Here is a 21,568-nt window from a genome sequence, read left to right on the forward strand (position 1 = left end):
CATGTCCTGATCAGCACCCGGACAAAAGCCATCGAGGTTTTTCCTAGGATGATTTCTCGCTACGCTATTCGAAGAAATGAAAGGGTACTCGAAAATGTCGGAACATGGATATGAGGCCGGGCGTCTTAATCTTCCATTTGTCGGAATTTGTACGTTTGGCAAATATCCATACATCGAAGACTGGAATGCAATAGACGCTGATGTGGCCGTTCTGGGTGCCCCTTTTGATTTCGGGTGCCAATGGCGGTCAGGTGCCCGCATGGGTCCGCGCGCCATCCGCGAAGCCTCCACTCTCTTTTCCTTCGGACATGCCGGCGCATATGATCACGAGGATGACATAACTTATCTGGAACCATCGAAGGTCAAGATCGTCGATATCGGTGATGCTGATATCATTCATACCGATACGATGAAAAGCCACGCTAACATCGAATATGGCGTTCGCAAAATTCTTGCAGCGGGCGCAATTCCCGTCGTTATTGGGGGGCGATCATTCGGTCAACATCCCCTGCATCAATGCCTTTGACGATCAAGGGCCGATACATGTCGTGCAGATCGACGCGCATCTCGATTTTGTCGATGAACGCCACGGCGTAAGATTTGGCCATGGAAATCCGATGCGTCGCGCCGCTGAAAAGCCCTATGTAACGGGTCTAAGCCAAATCGGCATTCGCAACGTCTCTTCGACCGCACGCGACGGTTATGTCGATGCCCGCGAAATGGGATCAGACATTCAATCTGTTCGCCAATTTCGAAAACTGGGTGTCGAGGGCATGCTGGATCGTATTCCAGAGGCTGCTCGTTATTACCTGACGATCGATATCGACGCCTTTGATCCTTCAATTGCACCCGGAACCGGAACGCCCAGCCATGGCGGGTTTATCTATTACGAGGTGTTGGAGCTAATCGATGGGCTTGCAAGGCGTGGCAGCATTGTGGGCGTCGATCTGGTCGAAGTTGCGCCTGACTACGACCCAACGGGGTGCACATCGACGCTTGCCGCACAAGTATTGATGAACACCATCGGGCGCATCCTGTATCACAGATAGGTTGCCGTCAGCTAAGCGAAGTTGGCAGTCGTGGCTTCAGCATTGGCGGTTCCTTTGTACGCGTTGCGGCCAATCGCCATTGTCACCCATGCTCCACCACCTCAACATGCTGGGCCAGTTCCTTCACATGCCCCATCCAGGCCTCGATCATCTCGGGATCATCTGTCGCTGCGGACACGCCAGCGGGGGCTTTGCCGCCTCGGATCATCTCGACGGCGAGTGAGACGGGGGTCGAGACCAGCCGCGCCATGGCGGTGCCGCGTTCGTCGCCCCAAGCGTCCATCACATAGGTCTTGTGATAGACGGGCATCCCGTCCTTTTCCGCCTTCAATGCTACGCACATGATCACGCGGTCAGGTTCGCCCTCGTCATAGGAATTCTCGTCCCAGAACTGGTCGGACATTTCTTTCAGTCGCGCGTCGCCCGCCGCGCCTTCAAGTGTCTCCACCTCGGCAAACACGTCTTTCCACGCCTCGGTCCAGCCGTTCAGGCGCAGGGTGCCGCGCACGAAAGTATCGACGTTCCAATTGGGGTCGAACTTGTAATCCTCCATGAACGGGATCGAGTCGCGGTTGGGATAGACCTCGAAGCTTTCGACCTGCTGCAAAGGCGCGTCGTAGCTGCTGATCGCATCCCAAGGCCGCGCGACGTCCAGCGGTTTGCCGTCCTTGATCGAGCGTGAGGGCGAGCGGAGTGCTTTCAGAACACCCAACGGCGACCAGCTGAATTTATAGCGAAACGGGTTCGGGATTTTCGGCACGCCGCCGCAATAGCTGATGAAACTCAGCGTGTTGTCCGGATCAAAGGCATCTGACGCGCGATAATCGGCGACGAGCCAGTGGGCCATCAAGTGGTCGATGCCGGGGTCCAACCCGATCTCGTTCACGCAAGCCAGACCAGCGTCGCGGAAGTCTTCGTCCAGCGCGCGCATCTCGGGCGAGATATAGCTGGAGGACACGAAATGCGCGCCTCTTTGCAGGCAGCGCTCGGCCAAGGGGACGTGCAGATCGCCGGGCAGCATCGACACCGCGATGTCGCCGGGGGCAAGGGCCGCGGTTACGGCGTCCAGATCGAAGGGGCGTATCTTGTCGGTCAGATCGCCAACGGCCTCGCGCGCCTTGTCGACGGTCCGGTTCCAGACAACGACGTTGCGGCCGGACTCTAGCAGGCGACGCAGGCCGGGGATGGCCGACAGGCCGGTGCCACACCAATGGATTGTCATATCAGGGCTTCCTTTCAGCCGAATTTCAGTTTGGCGGTGATGATAGATCCCACCATCACCAAGGCGATTGCGTTTGCAATGACCATAGGCCACGCGTCGAGCATCAGGCCATAGACCAGCCACAACGCGATCGAGGCGAAGACCATCACATTTGTTGGCAGGGACAAGTCGGCCGTGTGTTGCGTGCGCCATGCCCGAAGGGTTTGTGGCAGCCAGCAGATGGTGCTGATGACGCCGGCGGTGCTGCCGATCAAGGTTTCCAAATCAGATGTCCTTCATATGGGTGCGGAACGTCGCCTCGGCACGGCCCCAGACCCCCGTTGTTAGATCGGTCAGGGTCAGAAGCGACGGCAGAAGCTGTCCGGCGTAGTCGATGGAACTTTCCAAGGGCAGCATAGACGGTAGGTTGTCGATTGCCATCACATCCAGCGCGGGGTTTTCCGCAACGCGCAGGACGGGGGCGTCCCAACTGGTCGCCTTGTCATAGACCGGCACGGGATTGTAGTCGCTGTCCGGGTCGCAGGCCACATCGCCGATGGCGGTCAGCTTGCGGTCAGCCGACAGCGCGTCGCGCGGCACGAACACGGGAGTTTGCGGCCCGGCGAGGATGCAATTGATGAACAGGTTGTGGTTCAAAATTTCGGGGAAAGGGCCACCGCCTACGGTTTCGGCCATGTCCCATTTGGTGACGGTGACGCCCATGGCTTCCATCAGGTCGGACGCGCCTGTTCCGACGCGGCCAAGGGCACCGATCACAATGGCAGTCGGGCGCGGGGTGTTGGTTGCGTCGAGTTCAGAGCGAAGCTCGTCCAGCAACGCGTCCTTGTTCTTGTAGGCCCCAACGGGACCGCATGGCTTTCCGTGTTGCTGCGCGGCCCATGCTTTCAGCGTCACCGCTGCGCCCGCAAACCCAGCCCAGTAACCGAAGGCGGCAACCCGCCGCCCGTTTTCATCCACCAGATATTCCAGATCATAAAGCGTGCCGCCCCCGGCCTTGAACCGCTCAAGCAACGCGCGGCCGGAATGCTGGCCCTTGAAGGCGTGACCGAACATGATGTGGCGATGGGGCAGGGGGGTGCCGTCCTCGGGCAGCTCTTTCAGACCGAAAATGATGGCGTCTTTCGGCGCGTTGGGCCAGCTGTTTTCCGGTGCAATCTCACAACCCGCATCACGATAGCCGTCAATGCCGATGGCGCGGACCCGGCTTTCTTCGACCGTCACGTGCAGACCCGCATCAATCAGCGCCTTCGCACCGTCAGGCGTCAGCCCCACGCGATCTTCATTTAGGCGCTGTTCGGCGCGAACCCAAAGATGTGTCATGGACGAAGCTCCTCAAAAATGCGTTTGCGCGTGGTGGCGGTCGGTGGGTTCCAGATGCGGCACGGCGTTGAATTGGATCAGGCTTAGCCCCGCAGGTGTCAGTCGCATCCGGTGGACCGAACTGTTCATAATAGGCAGGATCGTGCGGGTGAACGGGCCAATATCAAGCCCCATGACCACCCGCGTTGCCATACCGATAAACCCGCCCGAGGTGAATATGATCGCATCCTCGCCGCGTTCAGCGATGTCGTGAATCACGTCGCTGACACGGGTTTGAAAGTCGTGGAACGTCTCGGGCGCATTGTCGATCTTGCCTTCCTGCCACGCCGAAAAGGTCAGTGGCAGGTGGTCGACGAAATCTTCATGGGTGCGGGGATGCGGAATGCCAAACTGCGTGTGCATCCGTTCGGACAGATCGAAATAGCGCACTTCGTCCAGCCGGGCGTCCTGTGTGAATTCGTCAGCCCCCCATTCCTGCGCGGTTTGGCGGTGCCGTGTCAGCGTGCCGGTATAGGCCTTGCTGTAACGCTGCCCGGTGTCGCGCATGTAGTCGCCCAGCCAACGCGACTGCTGGCGGCCCAGATCGGACAGGCGGTCATAGCCAGTCTCATCCGTTGCGGTGTTGTTGGCCTGGCCGTGGCGGATCAGCGTAATCGTGGTCATGGGGTCTCCTTTCGGCCTATTGCTAGACAGTTGGGTGCAGTTCGAAAAGGGGGTCTGGCGCAAAATCGGTGCGGGGCGTCGGGATTGAAGGACTGACGTGCCCCATCGCATGGTTTATACTGGTCAGGACTAGACGGAGGTTTCCATGAGCGACGGCATCAAGTTCACCTTGGACGGACAAGAGGTTACGGCACGCAAGGGCGAGAGCATTTGGGACGTGGCCAAGCGCGAGGGCACCCTGATCCCGCATCTGTGCCACAAGGATGTGCCGGACCTGCGCGCCGATGGGAACTGCCGCGCCTGCGTGGTCGAGATTGAGGGCGAACGCGTCCTTGCGGCTTCATGTATTCGCGAACCTGCTGAGGGTATGGTTGTCACCACCGACAATGCCCGCGCGCGGACGGCCCGCAAAATGGTGGTTGAACTGTTGATGGCCGACCAGCCGGAGACCCCACATGATGCTTCGTCGCATCTGCTGGACATGGCCGACCTGACCGGCGTGGAAACCAGCCGCTTCCCGAAGCTGGAATCCGGGCGCATTCCCCTGCTTGACGACAGCCATGTCGCGATGAGCGTCAATCTGGACGCCTGCATTCAGTGCAACCTTTGCGTCCGTGCCTGCCGCGAGGTGCAGGTCAATGACGTGATCGGCATGGCGGGGCGGGGGCATGATGCCTATCCGGTGTTTGATATTTCCGACCCGATGGGCGCCTCGACCTGCGTGGCGTGTGGCGAATGCGTGCAAGCCTGCCCCACCGGGGCGCTGATGCCAGCCAAAGTGACAGACACCGAAGACTATGACCGCGAGGTCGAAAGCGTCTGCCCGTTCTGTGGGGTTGGCTGTCAGGTCAGTTTGCGCGTCAAAGATGACAAGGTTGTCTATGTCGAAGGGATCAATGGCCCCGCCAATGAAGGTCGTTTGTGCGTGAAGGGCCGGTTCGGGTTCGACTATATCAACCACGACCACCGCCTGACCAAACCCCTGATCCGTAAAGAGGGCGCACCCAAGGGGCTAAACGTCGATCCCGCCAACCCGCTGACCCATTTTCGTGAAGCAAGCTGGGACGAGGCGTTGGATTTCGCGGCAAACGGTCTTGCCAAACTGCGTGATACCCATGGCGGCGACGCGGTCTCTGGCTTTGGATCGGCGAAATGCACCAATGAAGAGGCCTATCTGTTCCAGAAACTGATCCGCGCGGGCTTTGGCCACAACAACGTGGACCACTGCACCCGGCTGTGCCACGCGTCCTCTGTGTCGGCCCTGCTGGAAAACGTAGGCTCGGGCGCTGTGACCGCCACCTTTAACGAGATCGAAAACGCCGATGTGGCGATCGTCATCGGGTCAAACCCGATCGAAAACCACCCGGTCGCGGCAACCTATTTCAAGCAATTCACCAAGCGCGGCGGCAAGCTGATCGTGATGGACCCGCGCGGCACGTCGCTTAGCCGGTTCGCGACGCATATGTTGCAGTTCAAGCCGGGCGGTGACGTGTCGATGCTAAACGCGATCATGCATGTGATCGCCGAAGAAGGTCTGACCGACGACGCCTATATCGCTAAGCACACCGAGAATTGGGAGGCGATGCGCGAACACCTGAAAGCGTTCCCGCCCGAGGATATGGCCGAGATTTGCGGCATCTCCGCAGATGAGCTGCGCGCCACCGCCCGCACCTTTGCGGCTGGCAAGGCCGGTATGATCTTCTGGGGCATGGGTATCAGCCAGCACGTGCACGGCACAGATAACTCCCGCTGTTTGATCTCGCTAGCGTTGATGACCGGCAATGTGGGGCGTCCGGGCACGGGCCTGCACCCGCTGCGCGGTCAAAACAACGTGCAGGGCGCGTCTGATGCGGGCATGATCCCGATGTTCCTGCCCGACTACAAATCGGTGAAGGACCCCGCCGTTCTGGCCGAATTCAGCGCCGAGTGGGGTGTGGACAACTTGTCCGACAAGCCCGGCTTGACCGTGGTCGAAATCATGGACGCGGTGCATGATGGCCGCATCAAAGGCATGTATATTCTGGGCGAAAATCCGGCCATGTCTGATCCCGACATCACCCACGTGCGCGAAGCGTTGCAGCGGATGGAGTTTCTGGTCAGTCAAGATATCTTCCTGACCGAAACGGCCAGCTATGCCGATGTGGTCCTGCCCGCCGCTGCCTTTGCCGAAAAAACCGGGACGGTGTCCAACACCAACCGGCAGGTCCAGATGGGCCGCCCCGCCGTGCCGCCTCCGGGTGAGGCACAAGAGGATTGGTGGATCACGATTGAGCTTGCGAAACGTTTGGGGCTGGATTGGACATACACCCATCCCAGTGAAGTGTTTGCCGAAATGGGTCGCGTGATGCCGTCGCTCGATCATATCACGTGGGACCGGCTCGAGGCGCAGAATGCCGTCACCTACCCGTCGCTTTCCCCCGAAGATCCGGGGCAGGCGGTTGTGTTCGGTGATGGCTTCCCGCGCCCAAACAAGCGCGCGCGCTTCACCCCGGCAGCCATCCTGCCCCCTGCCGAACTGCCGGATGCCGACTATCCGATGGTCCTGACCACCGGGCGGCAGTTGGAGCATTGGCACACCGGTTCCATGACCCGCCGCGCCACCGTGCTGGACGCGATTGAGCCAGAGGCCAATTGTTCAATGAACCCCAAAACCCTGCGCGAAATGGGGGTTGAGCCGGGCGATATGGTCCGCCTGACCACGCGACGCGGCACAATCGACATCATGGCCCGTGCGGATTATGGCGTCGCCGAAAATATGGTGTTCCTGCCATTTGCCTATGTCGAGGCGGCGGCCAACACGCTGACCAACCCTGCGCTTGACCCCTATGGCAAGATCGCCGAGATGAAGTTCGCGGCGGTGAAGGTTGAGAAAGTGGCGCAGGTGGCGGCAGAGTAGTTGGGAGTGTCGAGGAAGTCGGTTTCGCGCTTGAACCTACTTGGCACTCCTGCTTCGAACAGCGTTTTCCGTCGGGAACACCTTGGCGCGAATTATGTCAGGGCCTTCCTGACGTATGGATTGCCTTTGCAGGAAGTCGGGATGAGAAATCCAGACTGCTCGAATTACGGCAAGGCAGACAAGGATGTCGAGAAATTAGCGGCTGGGCCGGGCGGGCTTCACATTTGCAATGAATGCGTCGAAGCGTGCCATCTGTTCTTGAATGGGGTCGAGGTTCCGATTGAGGTGTTTGATCCACATACCTGGCGAACTGAACGTCCGTTCGGGGTGCGTGCTGGGCTGGGTGCAACCGCTGAAACCATTCGGCAGCATCTTGCGAATGCGGTTGATGCTTTGAGGGAACGCAACATGAGTTGGACCAAGATCGCGGAACCGCTCGCCGTGTCTCGGCAATCGGTTTGGGAGCGTTTCGCGTGACTCTGATGAACCGAAAAAGGCTGTTGAGACCAAGGCATCTGTTCCTTTCTTGCGGATTGTTCATCCTGATCTACTTTGGCGCAAACTACAGCTGGTCACATGCCGCGATAGCTGGCGCTGTCAATGGAGAGGAATGCCCAGCCCACCTCGTTGATAAAGCAGAGTATTCTGTTGCGAATTTGCTTGGAGAAATGACTGCGAATCCTTGGGTTTACTGCATGGATCAACCCGCCGCCAGCCTCTCGGTCCAGTATGGCACAACCCGTTTTGCGCCCCTCCTTCCGTCCATCATCATCCTTGGCACGCTTGGTCAAAACCCCGATGTCGCTTCGCACGAATATGTTCATGCTGAAGTGGCGGAAAGAACAAGTGCCCTATTGCGAACATATCGAATTCCCACCTGGTTTGACGAAGGGCTGGCAATGCAAGTCGATACCCGTGCCGAGTTTGATACGAATGCACTTCGGCGACTTGTCGTCGAATACCGATCGACTCCACTTCAACTGGGTTCCATGTCCACCCCCTCGGAGTTTTTTGGTCACGGCGAGAAAAGTGTCCTCCATTACGCGCTTTCGAAATGCGTGGTGGCAGGTGCCATTTCAGAATGGGGAATCAATGCAGTGCGCGACCTTCTGGTGGATGTCAGATGGAGGTCGGCATTTCCAAGCGACAAATTCCAACCTTTTGTTGAAATCTGTATTACCTGATGAGCCAAATGGAGAAGGCGCGGATTAGAACGGTAGCAAAGCCCGGCAAGCTCGACATAGATGTCATCCCCACTTCACATCCCCCAAAAAGATATACCCCGCGCCGTAGATGGTCTTGATCAGGCGCGGGTTTTTGGGGTCTTCCTTAAGTTTGGTGCGCAGGCGCGAGATGCGGACGTCCATGGCGCGGTCGAAGCTTTCACCGGCGACACCACCCAGTGTTTCTTGCATTTGCGCGCGCGATATGAGCCGCTTGGGGGCGTCAAGGAACAGGCGCAGCACTTCGCCTTCGGCGTGGGAAAAGGCGGTTTCCTCGCCGCTGTCGTCTTCCAGCATGTAACGGTCGAAATGCGCGGTCCAGCCGTTGAACGTCGCGGTTTGCGCCGTCTTCAGGCTGGATTTCGGCCCGCGCAGGCGCGCGCGGACGCGGGCGACGACCTCGGCGGGTTCGAATGGTTTGACGATATAGTCGTCGGCTCCAAGCTCCAACCCGGTGACGCGATCCTGCACTTGGGTGCGGCCAGAAATGATGATGATCGACGCACCGCTTTCCAGCGCCAGCCGATGCACCAACGTCAGCCCGTCACGGTCCGGCAGACCGAGGTCTACAAGACAGACATCCGGGGACATGGTGTTCAAGGCGGCCTCGAACTCGGTGGCGCGGGCGAAACTGGCGGTGCGAAAACCGGCGTCTTCCAACGCCTCTGACAGCATCCGTCGGATTTCCGGTTCGTCGTCAAGGATGGCGACCAATGGCTGGGTCATACGCGGACCTCTTCAGACAGGAACGTGGCGAGTTCGCCCTTTGTGAAGGGTTTGGGCAAAACCGGGAAACCGGCTTCTGCCCTGCGCGGATCATCGGCGGGTAGGGAGGTCATGACCAGCATAGGGACATCAATACCTGCCATGCGCAACCCCTGCAGAAATTCTGGACCGGTCTGCGCGCCTTCCAACATCACGTCGCTTAGGATCAGACCAAGCCCGTCTAGGTCGACCAACCCCAGTGCTTCTTCGGCGGATGTTGCCTCGATCACCTGATGACCCATTTCGGTCAGCATCTCGCGAACGGATGTGCGAATGTCCTGATTATCCTCGATCAACAGGACAAGGCGCGGAGATATGGGCTGGAGCGGTTTGCGCAGCGGCAGGCGGACAGACACAACCGCGCCGCCCGTGTCGGCCGAATTGAACAGTTTCACCTGTCCGCCAGCAACCTTGGTCTGGTCATAAACCATTGATAAGCCTAGCCCGGAGCCTTCGCCGCCCTTGGTGGTGAAAAACGGGTCAAGTGCGTGCTCAAGCGCCTTTCGCGAAAAGCCGGGCCCGCTGTCGGTGACACGGAATTCCACCCATGTGTCGCGGATCGGGCGGGCCGTCAGGTGGATGGTGCCGGGCGACGATCCGATCGCATGGGTCGCGTTCAGGATAAGGTTCAGAATCCCGTCCTGCACCGCGCCTGCGTCCAGCACAATCGGGTCGTTCAAGTCCGCGACGTTGATTATCAGGTCGATGTCATCGGGCAGCGTTGACCGCGCGAGGGTTTCCAGACCATTCAGCATGTCGGGCACGAGGGTCGGTTCGAAATGCAGCTCGCGCCGGCCCGAGATCGAAGCGATCCGGTCCAGCAACGTCCCACCGCGCCGCACCGCGGCCGTGGTGGCGGCAACCATCTGCTGTGCATCATCGCCAAGTGGCATCTGGGCCAGACGGCTTTGCAGCCCAAGGATGATGGTCAGCAGGTTCGAGAAATCATGCGCCACGCCCGACGTGAGTTGCGCGGCCAGCTCGCGTTTGCGGGTCTGGGCCAAGGCCGCACGGGCTTGTGCTTCCTCAGTGACGTCCATCGACAGGATGTAGACGCCCGAGATTTCATCACCGTCTTGATCAGGGGTTAGTGCGACCCGAATACGGCGTCCTGACCCTTCGTGCGAGAATTCAAACACGCTGGGTTCGCCGTTAAAAGCGCGGGCGAAGTAGGGCGAGATATGCGCATAAGCCTCGTCGCCCAAGGCTTCGATTGCGTGCAACCCGATCAGATCGCTCGGCCGCCCGGTGATGACGGATCCAAGGCGACGGTTCGAGAACGTGTAGTGTCGATCACGGTCAATGCGCGCGATATGGGCAGGCATCATTTCGGCGGTCAGGCGGGTGCGGCTTTCCATCTCGGTCAGCTCGCGTTTGGTTTCTTCCAGCGCTGCGATTGTCGAGGCCAGTGCCCGGTTGGTCTGGGTCAGTTCTTCGGTATAGCTCAGCACTTGGTCGGACAGTTCCTCGGATCGGGCGCGCAACAGTGCCTCTTGCCGCTTGATTGGTGTGATGTCCGTATAGACAGTCACCCACCCCCCTTGCGACAGCGGATGACCTTCGACCGAAATCACCCGACCGTTGGCGCGCGTGCGCTCCATATAATGTGGCTCGAATGCCAAAGCCTGATCGACGCGCGATTTGACGAAAGATTCGATATCACCAACAGCCCCGTAATCGCCGCGCTCTGCCAGAAATCGGATGGTGTCCGAGAACTCCGCACCGGGGGTGGCAAGGTGGTCTGGCAGGTCAAACATATCCTGAAACTGGCGGTTTCCAACAACCAGCCGAAGCTTGCGATCATAGATGGAAAGCGCCTGCTGAATAAGGTTCAAACCGGCTTGAGTCAGGGCCGAGGTTTCGTTGAAATTCTGTCCCAATGGCGCCTCCTGTTACGCTCTTTCGCTAACACCTGAACCGGCGCATGAAAAGGAGTTTGACTGGGTCGCACACCTCTGGACCCGCCATGTAACAATTCGTTAGGATTGCGAAAAAGTGGCGAAACCTTTGACGGCCAAGTTTTTTCAGTCAGGGTTGCAAAGGAAGATTCGCTTTGCGATCGGGAACGTCGCCCGTACCGACGGTGGGAGGAAAATTTGTCACAGGAACTAGCCGCAGCAGGCGACTTTGCTTCCGTTCCCGCGCTACTTGCGCGGAACGTGAAGAAGTATGGGGATCGCCCGGCCTATCGTGAAAAAGAATTTGGCATCTGGCAGAGCTGGACATGGGCCGAGGCCGCCAAGGAAATCGAGAACCTGGCCCTTGGGCTTTTGGCGCTTGGCATTGATCGTGGCGATCATGTTGCCATCATCGGCCGCAACCGTCCCGCCCATTACTGGGCGATGATTGCCGCGCAGAAAGTCGGTGCGGTTCCGGTGCCTTTGTATCAGGACGCTGTTGCCGAAGAAATGGAATTCGTGCTGGACCATTGTGGCGCGCGGTTCGTGATCTGTGGCGATCAGGAACAGGTCGACAAGGTCATTGAGGTTCAGGAAAACGTCAAACATATCGAGCATGTGATCTACTACGACAAGCGCGGCTTGCGGAAATATGATCACAGCCACCTGCATTGGTATCGTGACATTCAGGAAGAAGGCCGCGTTGCACATTCCCGCCTTGAAGGCGAGATGGCTGCCCGCGAGGCAGAGCTGACTTACGATAGCACCTGCGTCATGCTTTACACATCGGGCACCACCGGGCGCCCGAAAGGTGTGGTTCTGTCGAACCGCAATATCGTCGAAAGCGCCAAGAACACCTCGGAATTCGACAATCTGGGTCTGAACGAAGACATTTTGGCCTATCTGCCGATGGCATGGGTAGGTGACTTCATCTTCTCGCTGGGTCAGGCGATGTGGTGCGGGTTCTGTGTGAACTGCCCCGAAAGCCCGGAAACGATGATGACGGATCTGCGCGAAATCGGGCCGACCTATTACTTCGCCCCGCCCCGCGTGTTTGAAACCCAGTTGACCAACGTGATGATCCGGATGGAAGACAGCGGCGATCTGAAATACGCGCTGTTCCACCACTTTATGGATTTCGCCAAAAAAGGCGCCGGCGAGAAGTTCGGCATGCCGCGCCGCAAAGTCACCACCCAGAAGAAGACCCTGGAGCAGAAACTCCGCCATGGCTTCCGCTATGCAATGGGGATTGGTTTTGCCGCCGAAACGATTGTGGAGAACGCGATCCGGTTGGGCTTTGCAAAGCTGCGGCATGGCAAAAATGCGCGCAAGCACTTCAAGGCCAAAGATCCGCTGGGTCTGAAGCTCTACAGCGGCAAGGCGTATGAATACTTCAAATATCGTTGCGGCGATGTTCTGGTCTATGGCCCGCTGAAAGACACGCTGGGCTTTGGACGCATCCGCGTCGGATACACGGCTGGTGAAGCGATCGGCCCCGAGATTTTCGAGTTCTACCGCTCGATGGGAATCAACCTGAAACAGCTATACGGTCAGACCGAAGCCACCGTGTTCATCACCGTGCAACCCGATGGCGAGGTGCGCAACGATACCGTTGGCGTTCCCGCGCCGGGCGTTGAAATCAAACTGGCGGACAATGGCGAGATCTTCTATCGCAGCCCCGGCACGTTTGTTGAATACTACAACAACCCCGAAAGCACCGCCGACACCAAAGACCCGGAAGGCTGGGTCGCCACGGGGGATGCGGGCTTCTTTGATAAGGTGAACGGTCACCTCCGCATTATCGACCGCGCCAAAGACGTTGGCAAAATGGCCGATGGCCGTCTGTTCGCGCCGAAATATGTCGAGAACAAACTGAAGTTCTATCCCGACATTCTGGAAGCCGTGGTGTTTGGCAATGACCGTGACATGTGCACGGCGTTCATCAACATCGACCTGACTGCGGTTGGCAACTGGGCCGAACGTAACAACGTCGCCTATGGGTCCTATCAGGAACTGGCGGGCCACCCGGACGTGGTGTCGACCATTCAGGAGCACGTTGAAGCCGTTAACAAATCCGTTGCCGAAGACGAGATGTTGTCGGGCTGTCAGATCCACCGCTTCCTGATCCTGCACAAGGAGCTGGATGCGGATGACGGTGAAATGACCCGGACCCGGAAAGTACGCCGCAAGATTGTGGAAGAGAAATACGCGCCACTGATCGACGCGCTTTATGGCGGCAAGTCCGAGCAATATATCGAAACCGAGGTCACTTATGAGGATGGCCGCAAGGGCTCGATCACGGCCACCTTGGAAATCCGCGACGCGGCTGTGGTTGGCACCAAACAGGGGATGGCGGCAGAATGACGACAACAACTGACATCAACGCCGACAGCTATGTCACCGCAGATGGCCGCACGATTGGCCCGGTGGTGATGGATATGAAAAACATCACCCTGCGCTTCGGCGGTGTGGTGGCGATCAAGGACATCAGCTTTGACATTCGCGAAGGTGAAATCCGCGCGATCATCGGTCCGAACGGGGCTGGTAAATCCTCGATGCTGAACGTCATCTCGGGCTTTTATAAGCCGCAAGAAGGTGAAGTTTGGTTCCGTGGTGAAAAACGCCCGCCGATGAAGCCCTATCAGGTTGCGCGGCAAGGTTTGGCGCGGACCTTCCAGAACATCGCTTTGTTTGACGGGATGACCGTGCTGGACAACATCATGACCGGCCGTCTGAACCATATGAAGGCGAACCTGCTTCAGCAGGCGATCTGGAAAGGCAAAGCCGAGCGGGAAGAGATTGCGAACCGCGAGATTTGCGAGAAGGTCATCGACTTTCTGGAAATCCAGCACATCCGCAAAACGCCTGTTGGACGTCTGCCCTATGGCCTGAAAAAGCGGGTCGAGCTGGCGCGTGCGCTGGCCGCACAACCCTCGCTTTTGCTGTTGGATGAACCCATGGCGGGCATGAACGTTGAGGAAAAAGAGGACATGTCCCGCTTTATCCTCGACATGAATGACGAATTCGGAACCACCATCGCGCTGATTGAACACGATATGGGTGTGGTTATGGATCTGTCCGACCGGGTGGTCGTGATGGATTACGGAAAGAAAATTGGGGACGGCACACCGGACGAAGTGCGCAACAACCAGGATGTGATCGACGCCTATCTTGGCGTGGCACACGATTAAGGGGGGACTTATGCCTGAACAGCTACTCTTTGCGATGGAAGTCACCCTGAACGGCCTGATGGCCGGGGTGCTTTACGCGCTGGTCGCGCTGGGGTTTGTCTTGATCTTCAAGGCCTCCGGCATCTTCAACTACGCTCAAGGTGTTATGGCGCTGTTCGCAGCACTGACGCTGGTGGGTATTCAACAAGGGCAGGTGCCTTTCGCCCATTTGATCAACGCGGTCTTTGGCACCGAGGTGCATCATTTCCCATGGCAGGTTCCATCGCTGATCGCGATTGTGCTGGCTGCGGGGGTTATGATCCTGTTCGCCTGGATCGTCGAAAAATACGTCCTGCAACACCTGATCGGACAGCCTGACATTATCCTGTTCATGGCGACCATCGGACTGGCGTATTTCATGGAAGGTTTTGGCGACATCATGTGGGGTTCAGACATCAAGAAACTTGATGTCGGTCTGCCGCAGGGTATGAACGCCACCATAGATCAGGTCACCTTCGACTGGTTCGGCTATGGGTTCTTCATTGATAATCTGGACATCGTCGCGGCGATCGTCGCCTCGCTTTTGGTGGCCGCGCTGACGATTTTCTCGCAATACTCCAAGCAGGGCCGGGCGCTGCGCGCCGTGGCGGATGATCACTCGGCGGCTCTGTCGGTTGGTATCTCGTTGCGCTTCATCTGGGTGCTGGTTTGGTCGATTGCAGGCTTCGTGGCCTTGGTCGCGGGCATCATGTGGGGCGCCAAGTCTGGCGTCCAGTTCAGCCTGTCGCTGATCGCACTGAAAGCCTTGCCGGTTTTGATGCTGGGCGGGTTTACCTCGATCCCCGGCGCCATCGTTGGCGGTCTGATCATCGGCGTGGGCGAGCAGCTGTTTGAATTCACCATCGGTCCCATGATCGGCGGCGCAACCCAGAACTGGTTCGCCTATGTGCTGGCACTTATTTTCCTGATCTTCAGGCCCCAAGGCCTGTTTGGCGAAAAAATCATCGAGAGGGTCTGATCCATGTTTTACCGCGAAGCAGGTGACTTCAAAACGTCCTACCGTGACGACAGCCAGACCTTCCCGATCCGCCTGGATCGGATGGGCTATTACATCCTGATGTTCGTGGCCTTCTTGGTGGTCCCGTTCTTCATCAACGACTATTGGGTCAACGCCGTCTTTGCGCCGTTCCTGATCTATGCGATTGCGGCGCTGGGCCTGAACATCCTGACCGGTTACGCCGGGCAGGTGTCGCTGGGCACCGGTGGCTTCATGGCTGTGGGGGCGTATGCCAGCTATAAGCTGATGACGAGCTTTCCAGAGGTCAGCATCCTGATCCACATCATACTTGCCGGCGGGATCACCGCGGTTGTAGGTGTGGCGTTTGGTTTGCCATCCTTGCGCATCAAGGGGTTCTATCTGGCGGTGGCCACGCTGGCCGCACAGTTCTTCCTTGTGTGGGTCTTCAACAAGGTGCCGTGGTTTTACAACTATTCGGCGTCGGGCCAAATCAACGCGCCTGAACGCTCTGTCTTCGGTGTCATCGTGACCGGCCCCAATACCGAAGCCTGGGCGAAATACATGATCTGCCTCGTGTTTGTCGTGGTGCTGGCATGGGTGGCGCGCAACCTGACGCGCGGCATGATGGGCCGCAAATGGATGGGCATCCGTGATATGGATATCGCGGCCGAGATCATCGGGGTGAACCCCCTGATGGCCAAGATGTCGGCTTTTGCGGTATCGTCCTTTTTTGTTGGCATTGCCGGAGCGCTGTTTTTCACGGTCTATCTTGGCGCGGCCGAAGCAGGCGAGGCCTTCGGGATCACCAAGTCGTTCCTGATCCTGTTCATGATCATCATCGGTGGTCTGGGATCGATCTTCGGATCATTCGCAGGCGCGGCCTTTATGGTGCTTATGCCAGTGTTTTTGAAGAACGTGCTGGTGGGGGGACTTGGCTGGCCGACCGATCTGGCCGCGCATTTCGAGTTCATGATCGTGGGCGGCCTGATTGTCGTCTTCCTGATTGTGGAACCGCACGGTCTGGCGCAACTATGGCGCCTGACGAAAGAAAAACTGCGTCTGTGGCCCTTCCCGCACTAGGGCCCGCGCAACTCATCTTATCCTCTGAACCAATGAGGAAACGGTTCAGAGGGTCAAAGCAATGTGACCCGCAACGGGCACGAAAATTTGCTAATCTAGGGAGGAAGCAAATGAAATACTCGAAACTCGCAGCAGCCAGTGTTACGGCGCTTATGGTGGCAACTCCGGTCCTTGCGGATCTGGTGTTCCCCTCGCTCAGCTACCGGACTGGTCCTTACGCCGCAGGCGGCATCCCCTATGCGGATGGCTTTGCGGATTACTTCACTCTGCTGAACGAACGTGACGGCGGCATCGGTGGCGTGATGACATCAGCCCCAGAATGTGAGACGGCTTATAACACCGAAAAAGGCGTCGAATGCTACGAAGCCACCAAAGGTCAAGGCGCGCTGGCTTATAACCCGCTGTCGACCGGCATCACCTATCAGCTGATCCCGAAAGTGACGGCAGACGACATTCCGCTTTACACGCCCGGTTATGGCCGCACGTCGGCTGCAAACGGCAAAGTGTTCAGCCACGTGTTCAACTTCCCCGCCAACTACTGGAATGCAGCCTCGCTCGCTGTGAACCACCTGAAAGAGGTTAGCGGTGGCGATCTGGCGGGCAAGAAAATCGCGCTGGTCTATCACAACTCGGCTTACGGTAAAGAACCGATCCGCACGCTGGAAGGTCTGGCTGAAAAGCACGGCTTTGAGCTTGTGACACTTCCGGTCGATCACCCCGGGCAGGAACAGAAAGCGCAATGGCTGCAAATCCGCCGCGAGCGTCCTGATTTCGTTATGATGTGGGGCTGGGGCGTGATGAACCAGGTTGCCATTCAGGAAGCTGCCAACATCCGCTTCCCGATGGAAAACTTCATCGGCGTTTGGTGGTCGGGTGGTGACCATGACGTTTCTCCCGCCGGTGACGCAGCCACGGGTTACAAGGCTGTGACCTTCCATGGTGTTGGATCGGACTATCCGGTTTTTGCTGATATCCAAAAGCATGTTGTGGATGCAGGTAAGGCAGCCGGCAATGGCGACAACATCGGCAAGGCCCTTTACAACCGCGGTGTCTATGCCGCGATGTTGCTGGCTGAATCCGCCAAGAAGGCACAGGAAATCCACGGCACGCCGGACATCACGTCATCCATGATGCGTGACGGTATGGAAGCTCTGGAAATCACCGAAGCCCGGATGACTGAACTTGGTATGCCCGGATTTGGCCCCGAATTCACCGTCAGCTGTGAAAACCACGGTGGCCCCGGCACGGGTGCGATCCAGCAATGGGACGCAGCCGCTGGCACCTGGTCGCTGATTTCAGACTTCGGTCCGTCGGATATGGATGTGATCCAACCTTTGATCGACGAAGACTCGGCCGCTTATGCCGCCGAGAACAACATCGAAGAACGCTGCAACTAAGCCGCGTGCATGACCTTTCGTCCGGGCCGTCTGGCCCGGACGATCCCCGAACAACGAACACAGACAGGACGACCGATATGCTGGACGCCGAGAAGACTACCGAAATTGCAGGTGAGAACCTTTTGGAGGTCAACAACATCGAGGTGATCTATAATCACGTGATCCTTGTGTTGAAGGGCGTCAGCCTGCATGTGCCGAAAGGTGGCATTACAGCCATTCTGGGCGGCAACGGCGCGGGCAAGACAACCACGCTGAAAGCCATATCGAACTTGCTTCAATCCGAACGGGGCGAAGTCACCAAAGGCTCAATCCTGCACAAGAATGAAAACGTCGCCGATCTGGGCCCGTCCGAGCTGGTCAAGCGCGGCGTTATCCAGGTGATGGAAGGCCGTCGCTGCTTTGAACACCTGACCGTCGAAGAAAACCTGCTGACGGGCGCCTACACCCGCACGGACGGCAAAGGCGCGATCGCTGCTGATCTTGAGATGGTCTATGAATATTTCCCCCGCGTCCGCGAGCGCCGCAAAAGTCAGGCGGGCTATACCTCGGGCGGTGAGCAGCAGATGGTGGCGATGGGTCGCGCGCTGATGTCGCGCCCCGAGATGATCTTGTTGGACGAGCCGTCCATGGGCCTCGCCCCTCAGTTGGTCGAACAGATCTTCGAGATCGTTAAAAAAGTGAACGAAAACGAAGGCGTGACCTTCTTGCTGGCTGAACAAAACACCAACGTGGCCCTGCGCTATGCGCATTACGGCTACATTCTGGAAAATGGCCGCGTTGTGATGGACGGCCCCGCCGCTGAATTGCGCGAAAACCCGGACGTTAAGGAATTTTATCTCGGCATGTCGGATGAGGGCCGCAAAAGCTTCCGCGATGTGCGGTCGTATCGCCGCCGGAAGCGTTGGCTGGCTTAACACCGCCCCGCACACTGACATTTTTCAACGAAGGGCCGGCGGATACCCGGCGATGACAAGGGGTCGCTCATGTCCAAGTATTTTGACGCGCTGGAAACCCGTTCGAACGACGAACGCACAAGCGCATTGATCGACGGCTTGCGTGCACAAATCGCTCGCGCCAGAGACGCCAGCAACGCGTGGCAACTGTCCGGCCCGGACATCAATTCGCTGTCTGATCTGGCGCAATACCCGGTGTTGCGAAAGTCGGACCTTAGCAAGTGGCAATCAGAAAATCCGCCTTTTGGTGGATTTGTGGTTAAGAAGCCCGCGCATATTTTTCAATCTCCGGGGCCGATTTACGAACCCGGCGGCGTCAGCCATGACTGGTGGCGGATGGGGCGGTTCCTGCATGCCTGTGGCATTGGCAAAGACGATATCGTGCAGAACTGCTTTGGTTATCACCTGACACCGGCGGGCATGATCTTTGAGAACGGCGCGCAGGCGGTTGGAGCCTCAGTTGTTCCGGCAGGCGTCGGTCAGACTGAACTTCAGGTGCGCGCTGCCGCAGATATCGGCACCACCGCATATGCTGGCACGCCGGATTATCTGAAGATCATCCTGGATCGCGCGGATGCGGACGGCGTGACGCTGAAGATCACCAAAGCTGCGGTTGGCGGCGGCGCGCTGTTCCCGAGCCTGCGTCAGGAATACGCGGATCGTGGCATCACCTGCCTGCAAAGCTATGCAACTGCCGATTTGGGCAATATCGCTTATGAAAGCAATGCGATGGACGGGATGATCGTTGACGAAGGTGTGATCGTCGAAATCGTGCGCCCCGGCACCGGTGATCTGGTTGCGGAAGGCGAGGTGGGCGAGGTTGTCGTCACCACGCTGAACCCCGATTACCCCCTGATCCGCTTTGCCACCGGCGATTTGTCGGCAGTTCTGCCGGGCACCAGCCCCTGCGGACGCACCAACATGCGCATCAAAGGCTGGATGGGTCGCGCCGATCAGACGGCAAAGATCAAAGGTATGTTCGTGCGTCCCGAGCAAGTCGCCGACTTTGTTGCCAAACATACCGAAATCGCGAAGGCCCGCGTCATCGCCACCCGCGAAGGCGAGATGGACGCGATGACCGTTCAGGTCGAAGCGGAAGGTGGCAACGCCGATGCCTATGCCAAGTCGGTGGCTGAAACTCTGAAATTGAAGGGCAAGATCGAACTGGTTGCGCCTGGCAGTCTGCCCAACGATGGCATCGTGATCGACGACAAGCGTGTCTACGACTAACGCCCGCCGCGCCAGCTTATCATTATTGCCTACCCCACTTTCCCGCCGGTGACGTTCCCGGCGGGTTTTTCCCGTTGTATGCGGCTCGTTTTCCCTCACAATGGATGGGACCTTGCGCATAGGCGCGTTTTCTAGGTGGAGGTGAGTATGACCAAGCGGTTTCAAACAGCAGTGGCAGTCGCAGCGCTTTGCTGCTCTGCAGGGTTTGCATCGGCCAACGACGCGGCATTGCTGCTGACACAAAGCGACTATCGCTATCTTGACGATGTGCCGGGCGTAGAGAGCGCGAAAATGCTGAAGCGTCGACTGAGGGACGAAGGGTTTACCTTTCTCGACAGCCAGTCCGAGCGGGCGGAGGATGCCTGGGAGGTGATGTCGCAGTTTCGCACCGAGGCTGATGCGGCGGAGCGAGTTTTGGTCTTCCTCTCCGGGCGGTTTGCCAATAACGGTGACGAGACTTGGTTGATCACGCGTTACGCCTACGATTTGAATGACCTGTCGATTGGTGGGGCCGGGGTGCCGCTTAGCGCAATTTTGCGCAGCATGGCCGACCACCCCGAACACGCCTTGGTTCTGCTGGCGCCGCAAGGCAATGATACTCCGCTTGGCACGGGGCTAACGCCGGGCATCGGCGAGCTTGATATTCCCGAGGGCGTCGGCGTCCTCATAGGACCGGCAAAGGGGCTTGCGCGGTTTGTTGACCAGACCGCTTTGACGCCGGGCGCGGCAATGCAGAGCATTCTGCGAAAAAGTCACCCCGCCATTGAGGCGTTCGGGCAATTTTCTGACAACACGCCCTTCACGCGCGGTGAAGTTTCAATAGCTGAGCGCGCAGAGGATGCATTAGGTTTGGGGCATGGCGATCGTCGCGACATTCAGCGCGATTTGACCATTCTGAATTACAGCCCCGGCGGCATCGACGGTATCTTCGGTCGCGGCACGCGCGCGGCGATCGCGGACTGGCAGGAAGATCAGGGCCGCCAAGCAACCGGGTTCTTGAACGAACGCCAGATCATAGCCTTGCAACGGCAGGCGTCCAAACGTGCGGCTGACTTGGATGAGCAAGCCCGCAAACGTGCCGCAGAACTGACGCGGCAGGATCACGCGTTCTGGGCGAAAAATGGGAAAGACGGCAGCATCAAGGGGTTGTTGGCCTATCTGAAGCGCTATCCAGATGGGCTGCACGCGGATCAGGCCAATGCTGCACTTGCCAAGTGGCAACGCGGCGATGGCATTGTGGCAAGCAAGTCCGAGAAAACCGTTTGGAACAACGCGAAGGCCGCAAATTCAGTGAAGGCATACCAGACCTATCTGCGCAAATATCCGAACGGTCAGTTCGTCGGAATTGCCAACAACAAGATTGCGGAACTGCAACAAGCGCAAAAGGGCCAGGCGGAACGAAAGGCTGCCGCCGCTGGCGAAAAAGCCCTTTTGAAGAGCGGCCCGGCGCGGCTTATCGTCGAGCAACGCCTGAGTGGGTTGGGGTTTGATGTCGGACAGATTGACGGCACTTTCAATGCGCAGACCCGCAAGGCCTTGCGCCAGTATCAGAAAAGTCGCGGGATCAAAGTGACTGGATTTGTGGACCAGATCACACTGGCCCGTTTGCTGGTCAACATGTGAGTTAATAGCACAGCAATAAGACAGGACTGCCCGGCACAGGTAAATGTTGTCGGGCAGTTTG

Annotated in this window: 17 protein-coding genes and 1 pseudogene; 12 read left to right on the forward strand and 6 right to left on the reverse strand. The window is 58.2% G+C overall.

Annotation, left to right across the window (positions count from 1 at the left end; translation table 11 throughout):
* Positions 1 to 94: 94 nt before the first annotated feature.
* Positions 95 to 1,049, forward strand: a pseudogene (locus tag MUY35_RS06465) (agmatinase).
* A gap of 82 nt (positions 1,050 to 1,131) precedes the next feature.
* Here MUY35_RS06465 and MUY35_RS06470 read toward each other — a convergent pair.
* The 4 genes from MUY35_RS06470 to MUY35_RS06485 are packed head-to-tail and all read right to left on the reverse strand — an operon-like array spanning position 1,132 to position 4,254.
* The gene (locus MUY35_RS06470) at positions 1,132 to 2,271 is read right to left on the reverse strand and encodes a saccharopine dehydrogenase family protein (protein ID WP_248364869.1); all 1,140 of its coding nucleotides are present in this window, start codon (positions 2,269 to 2,271) and stop codon (positions 1,132 to 1,134) included.
* A 14-nt stretch (positions 2,272 to 2,285) separates the two neighbouring features.
* A complete protein-coding gene (locus tag MUY35_RS06475) occupies positions 2,286 to 2,534 on the reverse strand; it encodes a SemiSWEET family transporter (protein ID WP_248364870.1) in 249 nt (82 codons plus the stop codon).
* 1 nt (position 2,535) lies between these two features.
* Positions 2,536 to 3,591: a saccharopine dehydrogenase gene (locus MUY35_RS06480; RefSeq protein ID WP_248364871.1), complete on the reverse strand. Its 1,056-nt coding sequence runs from the start codon at positions 3,589 to 3,591 to the stop codon at positions 2,536 to 2,538.
* A gap of 12 nt (positions 3,592 to 3,603) precedes the next feature.
* The gene (locus tag MUY35_RS06485; protein WP_248364872.1) at positions 3,604 to 4,254 is read right to left on the reverse strand and encodes a histidine phosphatase family protein; all 651 of its coding nucleotides are present in this window, start codon (positions 4,252 to 4,254) and stop codon (positions 3,604 to 3,606) included.
* 145 nt (positions 4,255 to 4,399) lie between these two features.
* Between MUY35_RS06485 and fdhF the strand changes: the two genes are divergently transcribed.
* The 3 genes from fdhF to MUY35_RS06500 all read left to right on the forward strand — a co-directional run bounded on the left by fdhF (position 4,400) and on the right by MUY35_RS06500 (position 8,334).
* On the forward strand, positions 4,400 to 7,150 hold the full coding sequence (gene fdhF, locus MUY35_RS06490) for a formate dehydrogenase subunit alpha (protein ID WP_248364873.1): 2,751 nt from the start codon (positions 4,400 to 4,402) through the stop codon (positions 7,148 to 7,150).
* Between the two features lie 141 nt (positions 7,151 to 7,291).
* Positions 7,292 to 7,627 (forward strand): ClpX C4-type zinc finger protein, encoded by a 336-nt coding sequence (locus MUY35_RS06495; RefSeq protein ID WP_248364874.1) that lies wholly within the window; start codon positions 7,292 to 7,294, stop codon positions 7,625 to 7,627.
* The gene (locus tag MUY35_RS06500) at positions 7,624 to 8,334 is read left to right on the forward strand and encodes a hypothetical protein (RefSeq protein ID WP_248364875.1); all 711 of its coding nucleotides are present in this window, start codon (positions 7,624 to 7,626) and stop codon (positions 8,332 to 8,334) included. Before MUY35_RS06495 ends, MUY35_RS06500 begins: the two co-directional genes overlap by 4 nt.
* Positions 8,335 to 8,397: 63 nt before the next feature.
* Here MUY35_RS06500 and MUY35_RS06505 read toward each other — a convergent pair whose 3' ends face one another.
* Both MUY35_RS06505 and MUY35_RS06510 read right to left on the reverse strand, forming a co-directional pair.
* Positions 8,398 to 9,099, reverse strand: coding sequence for a response regulator transcription factor (locus MUY35_RS06505; RefSeq protein ID WP_248364876.1), 702 nt, complete (start codon positions 9,097 to 9,099; stop codon positions 8,398 to 8,400).
* Entirely contained in the window at positions 9,096 to 11,018 is a 1,923-nt protein-coding gene (locus MUY35_RS06510) for a PAS-domain containing protein (RefSeq protein ID WP_248364877.1), read from the reverse strand. The genes MUY35_RS06505 and MUY35_RS06510 overlap by 4 nt, the downstream gene beginning before the upstream one ends.
* 216 nt (positions 11,019 to 11,234) lie before the next feature.
* Here MUY35_RS06510 and MUY35_RS06515 point away from each other — a divergent pair, with 216 nt between their 5' ends.
* The 8 genes from MUY35_RS06515 (at position 11,235) to MUY35_RS06550 (ending at position 21,507) form a co-directional block, all read left to right on the forward strand.
* The gene (locus MUY35_RS06515; RefSeq protein WP_248364879.1) at positions 11,235 to 13,400 is read left to right on the forward strand and encodes an AMP-binding protein; all 2,166 of its coding nucleotides are present in this window, start codon (positions 11,235 to 11,237) and stop codon (positions 13,398 to 13,400) included.
* Complete coding sequence (locus tag MUY35_RS06520; protein WP_248364881.1) at positions 13,397 to 14,227, forward strand: ABC transporter ATP-binding protein; 831 nt, start codon at positions 13,397 to 13,399, stop codon at positions 14,225 to 14,227. Before MUY35_RS06515 ends, MUY35_RS06520 begins: the two co-directional genes overlap by 4 nt.
* 10 nt (positions 14,228 to 14,237) lie before the next feature.
* A complete protein-coding gene (locus tag MUY35_RS06525; protein WP_248364882.1) occupies positions 14,238 to 15,224 on the forward strand; it encodes a branched-chain amino acid ABC transporter permease in 987 nt (328 codons plus the stop codon).
* A gap of 3 nt (positions 15,225 to 15,227) precedes the next feature.
* Positions 15,228 to 16,304, forward strand: a complete 1,077-nt coding sequence (locus tag MUY35_RS06530) for a branched-chain amino acid ABC transporter permease (RefSeq protein WP_248364883.1) — start codon at positions 15,228 to 15,230, stop codon at positions 16,302 to 16,304.
* A gap of 110 nt (positions 16,305 to 16,414) precedes the next feature.
* Entirely contained in the window at positions 16,415 to 17,701 is a 1,287-nt protein-coding gene (locus MUY35_RS06535; RefSeq protein ID WP_248364884.1) for an ABC transporter substrate-binding protein, read from the forward strand.
* 77 nt (positions 17,702 to 17,778) lie between these two features.
* Positions 17,779 to 18,615, forward strand: coding sequence for an ABC transporter ATP-binding protein (locus tag MUY35_RS06540; protein WP_248364885.1), 837 nt, complete (start codon positions 17,779 to 17,781; stop codon positions 18,613 to 18,615).
* Between the two features lie 69 nt (positions 18,616 to 18,684).
* Complete coding sequence (locus MUY35_RS06545; RefSeq protein ID WP_248364886.1) at positions 18,685 to 19,884, forward strand: phenylacetate--CoA ligase family protein; 1,200 nt, start codon at positions 18,685 to 18,687, stop codon at positions 19,882 to 19,884.
* A gap of 147 nt (positions 19,885 to 20,031) precedes the next feature.
* Entirely contained in the window at positions 20,032 to 21,507 is a 1,476-nt protein-coding gene (locus tag MUY35_RS06550; protein ID WP_248364887.1) for a peptidoglycan-binding domain-containing protein, read from the forward strand.
* The last annotated feature ends 61 nt before the right edge of the window (positions 21,508 to 21,568 follow it).

The sequence above is a fragment of the Aliiroseovarius sp. S1339 genome, assembly GCF_023195695.1.
Classification (GTDB): domain Bacteria; phylum Pseudomonadota; class Alphaproteobacteria; order Rhodobacterales; family Rhodobacteraceae; genus Aliiroseovarius.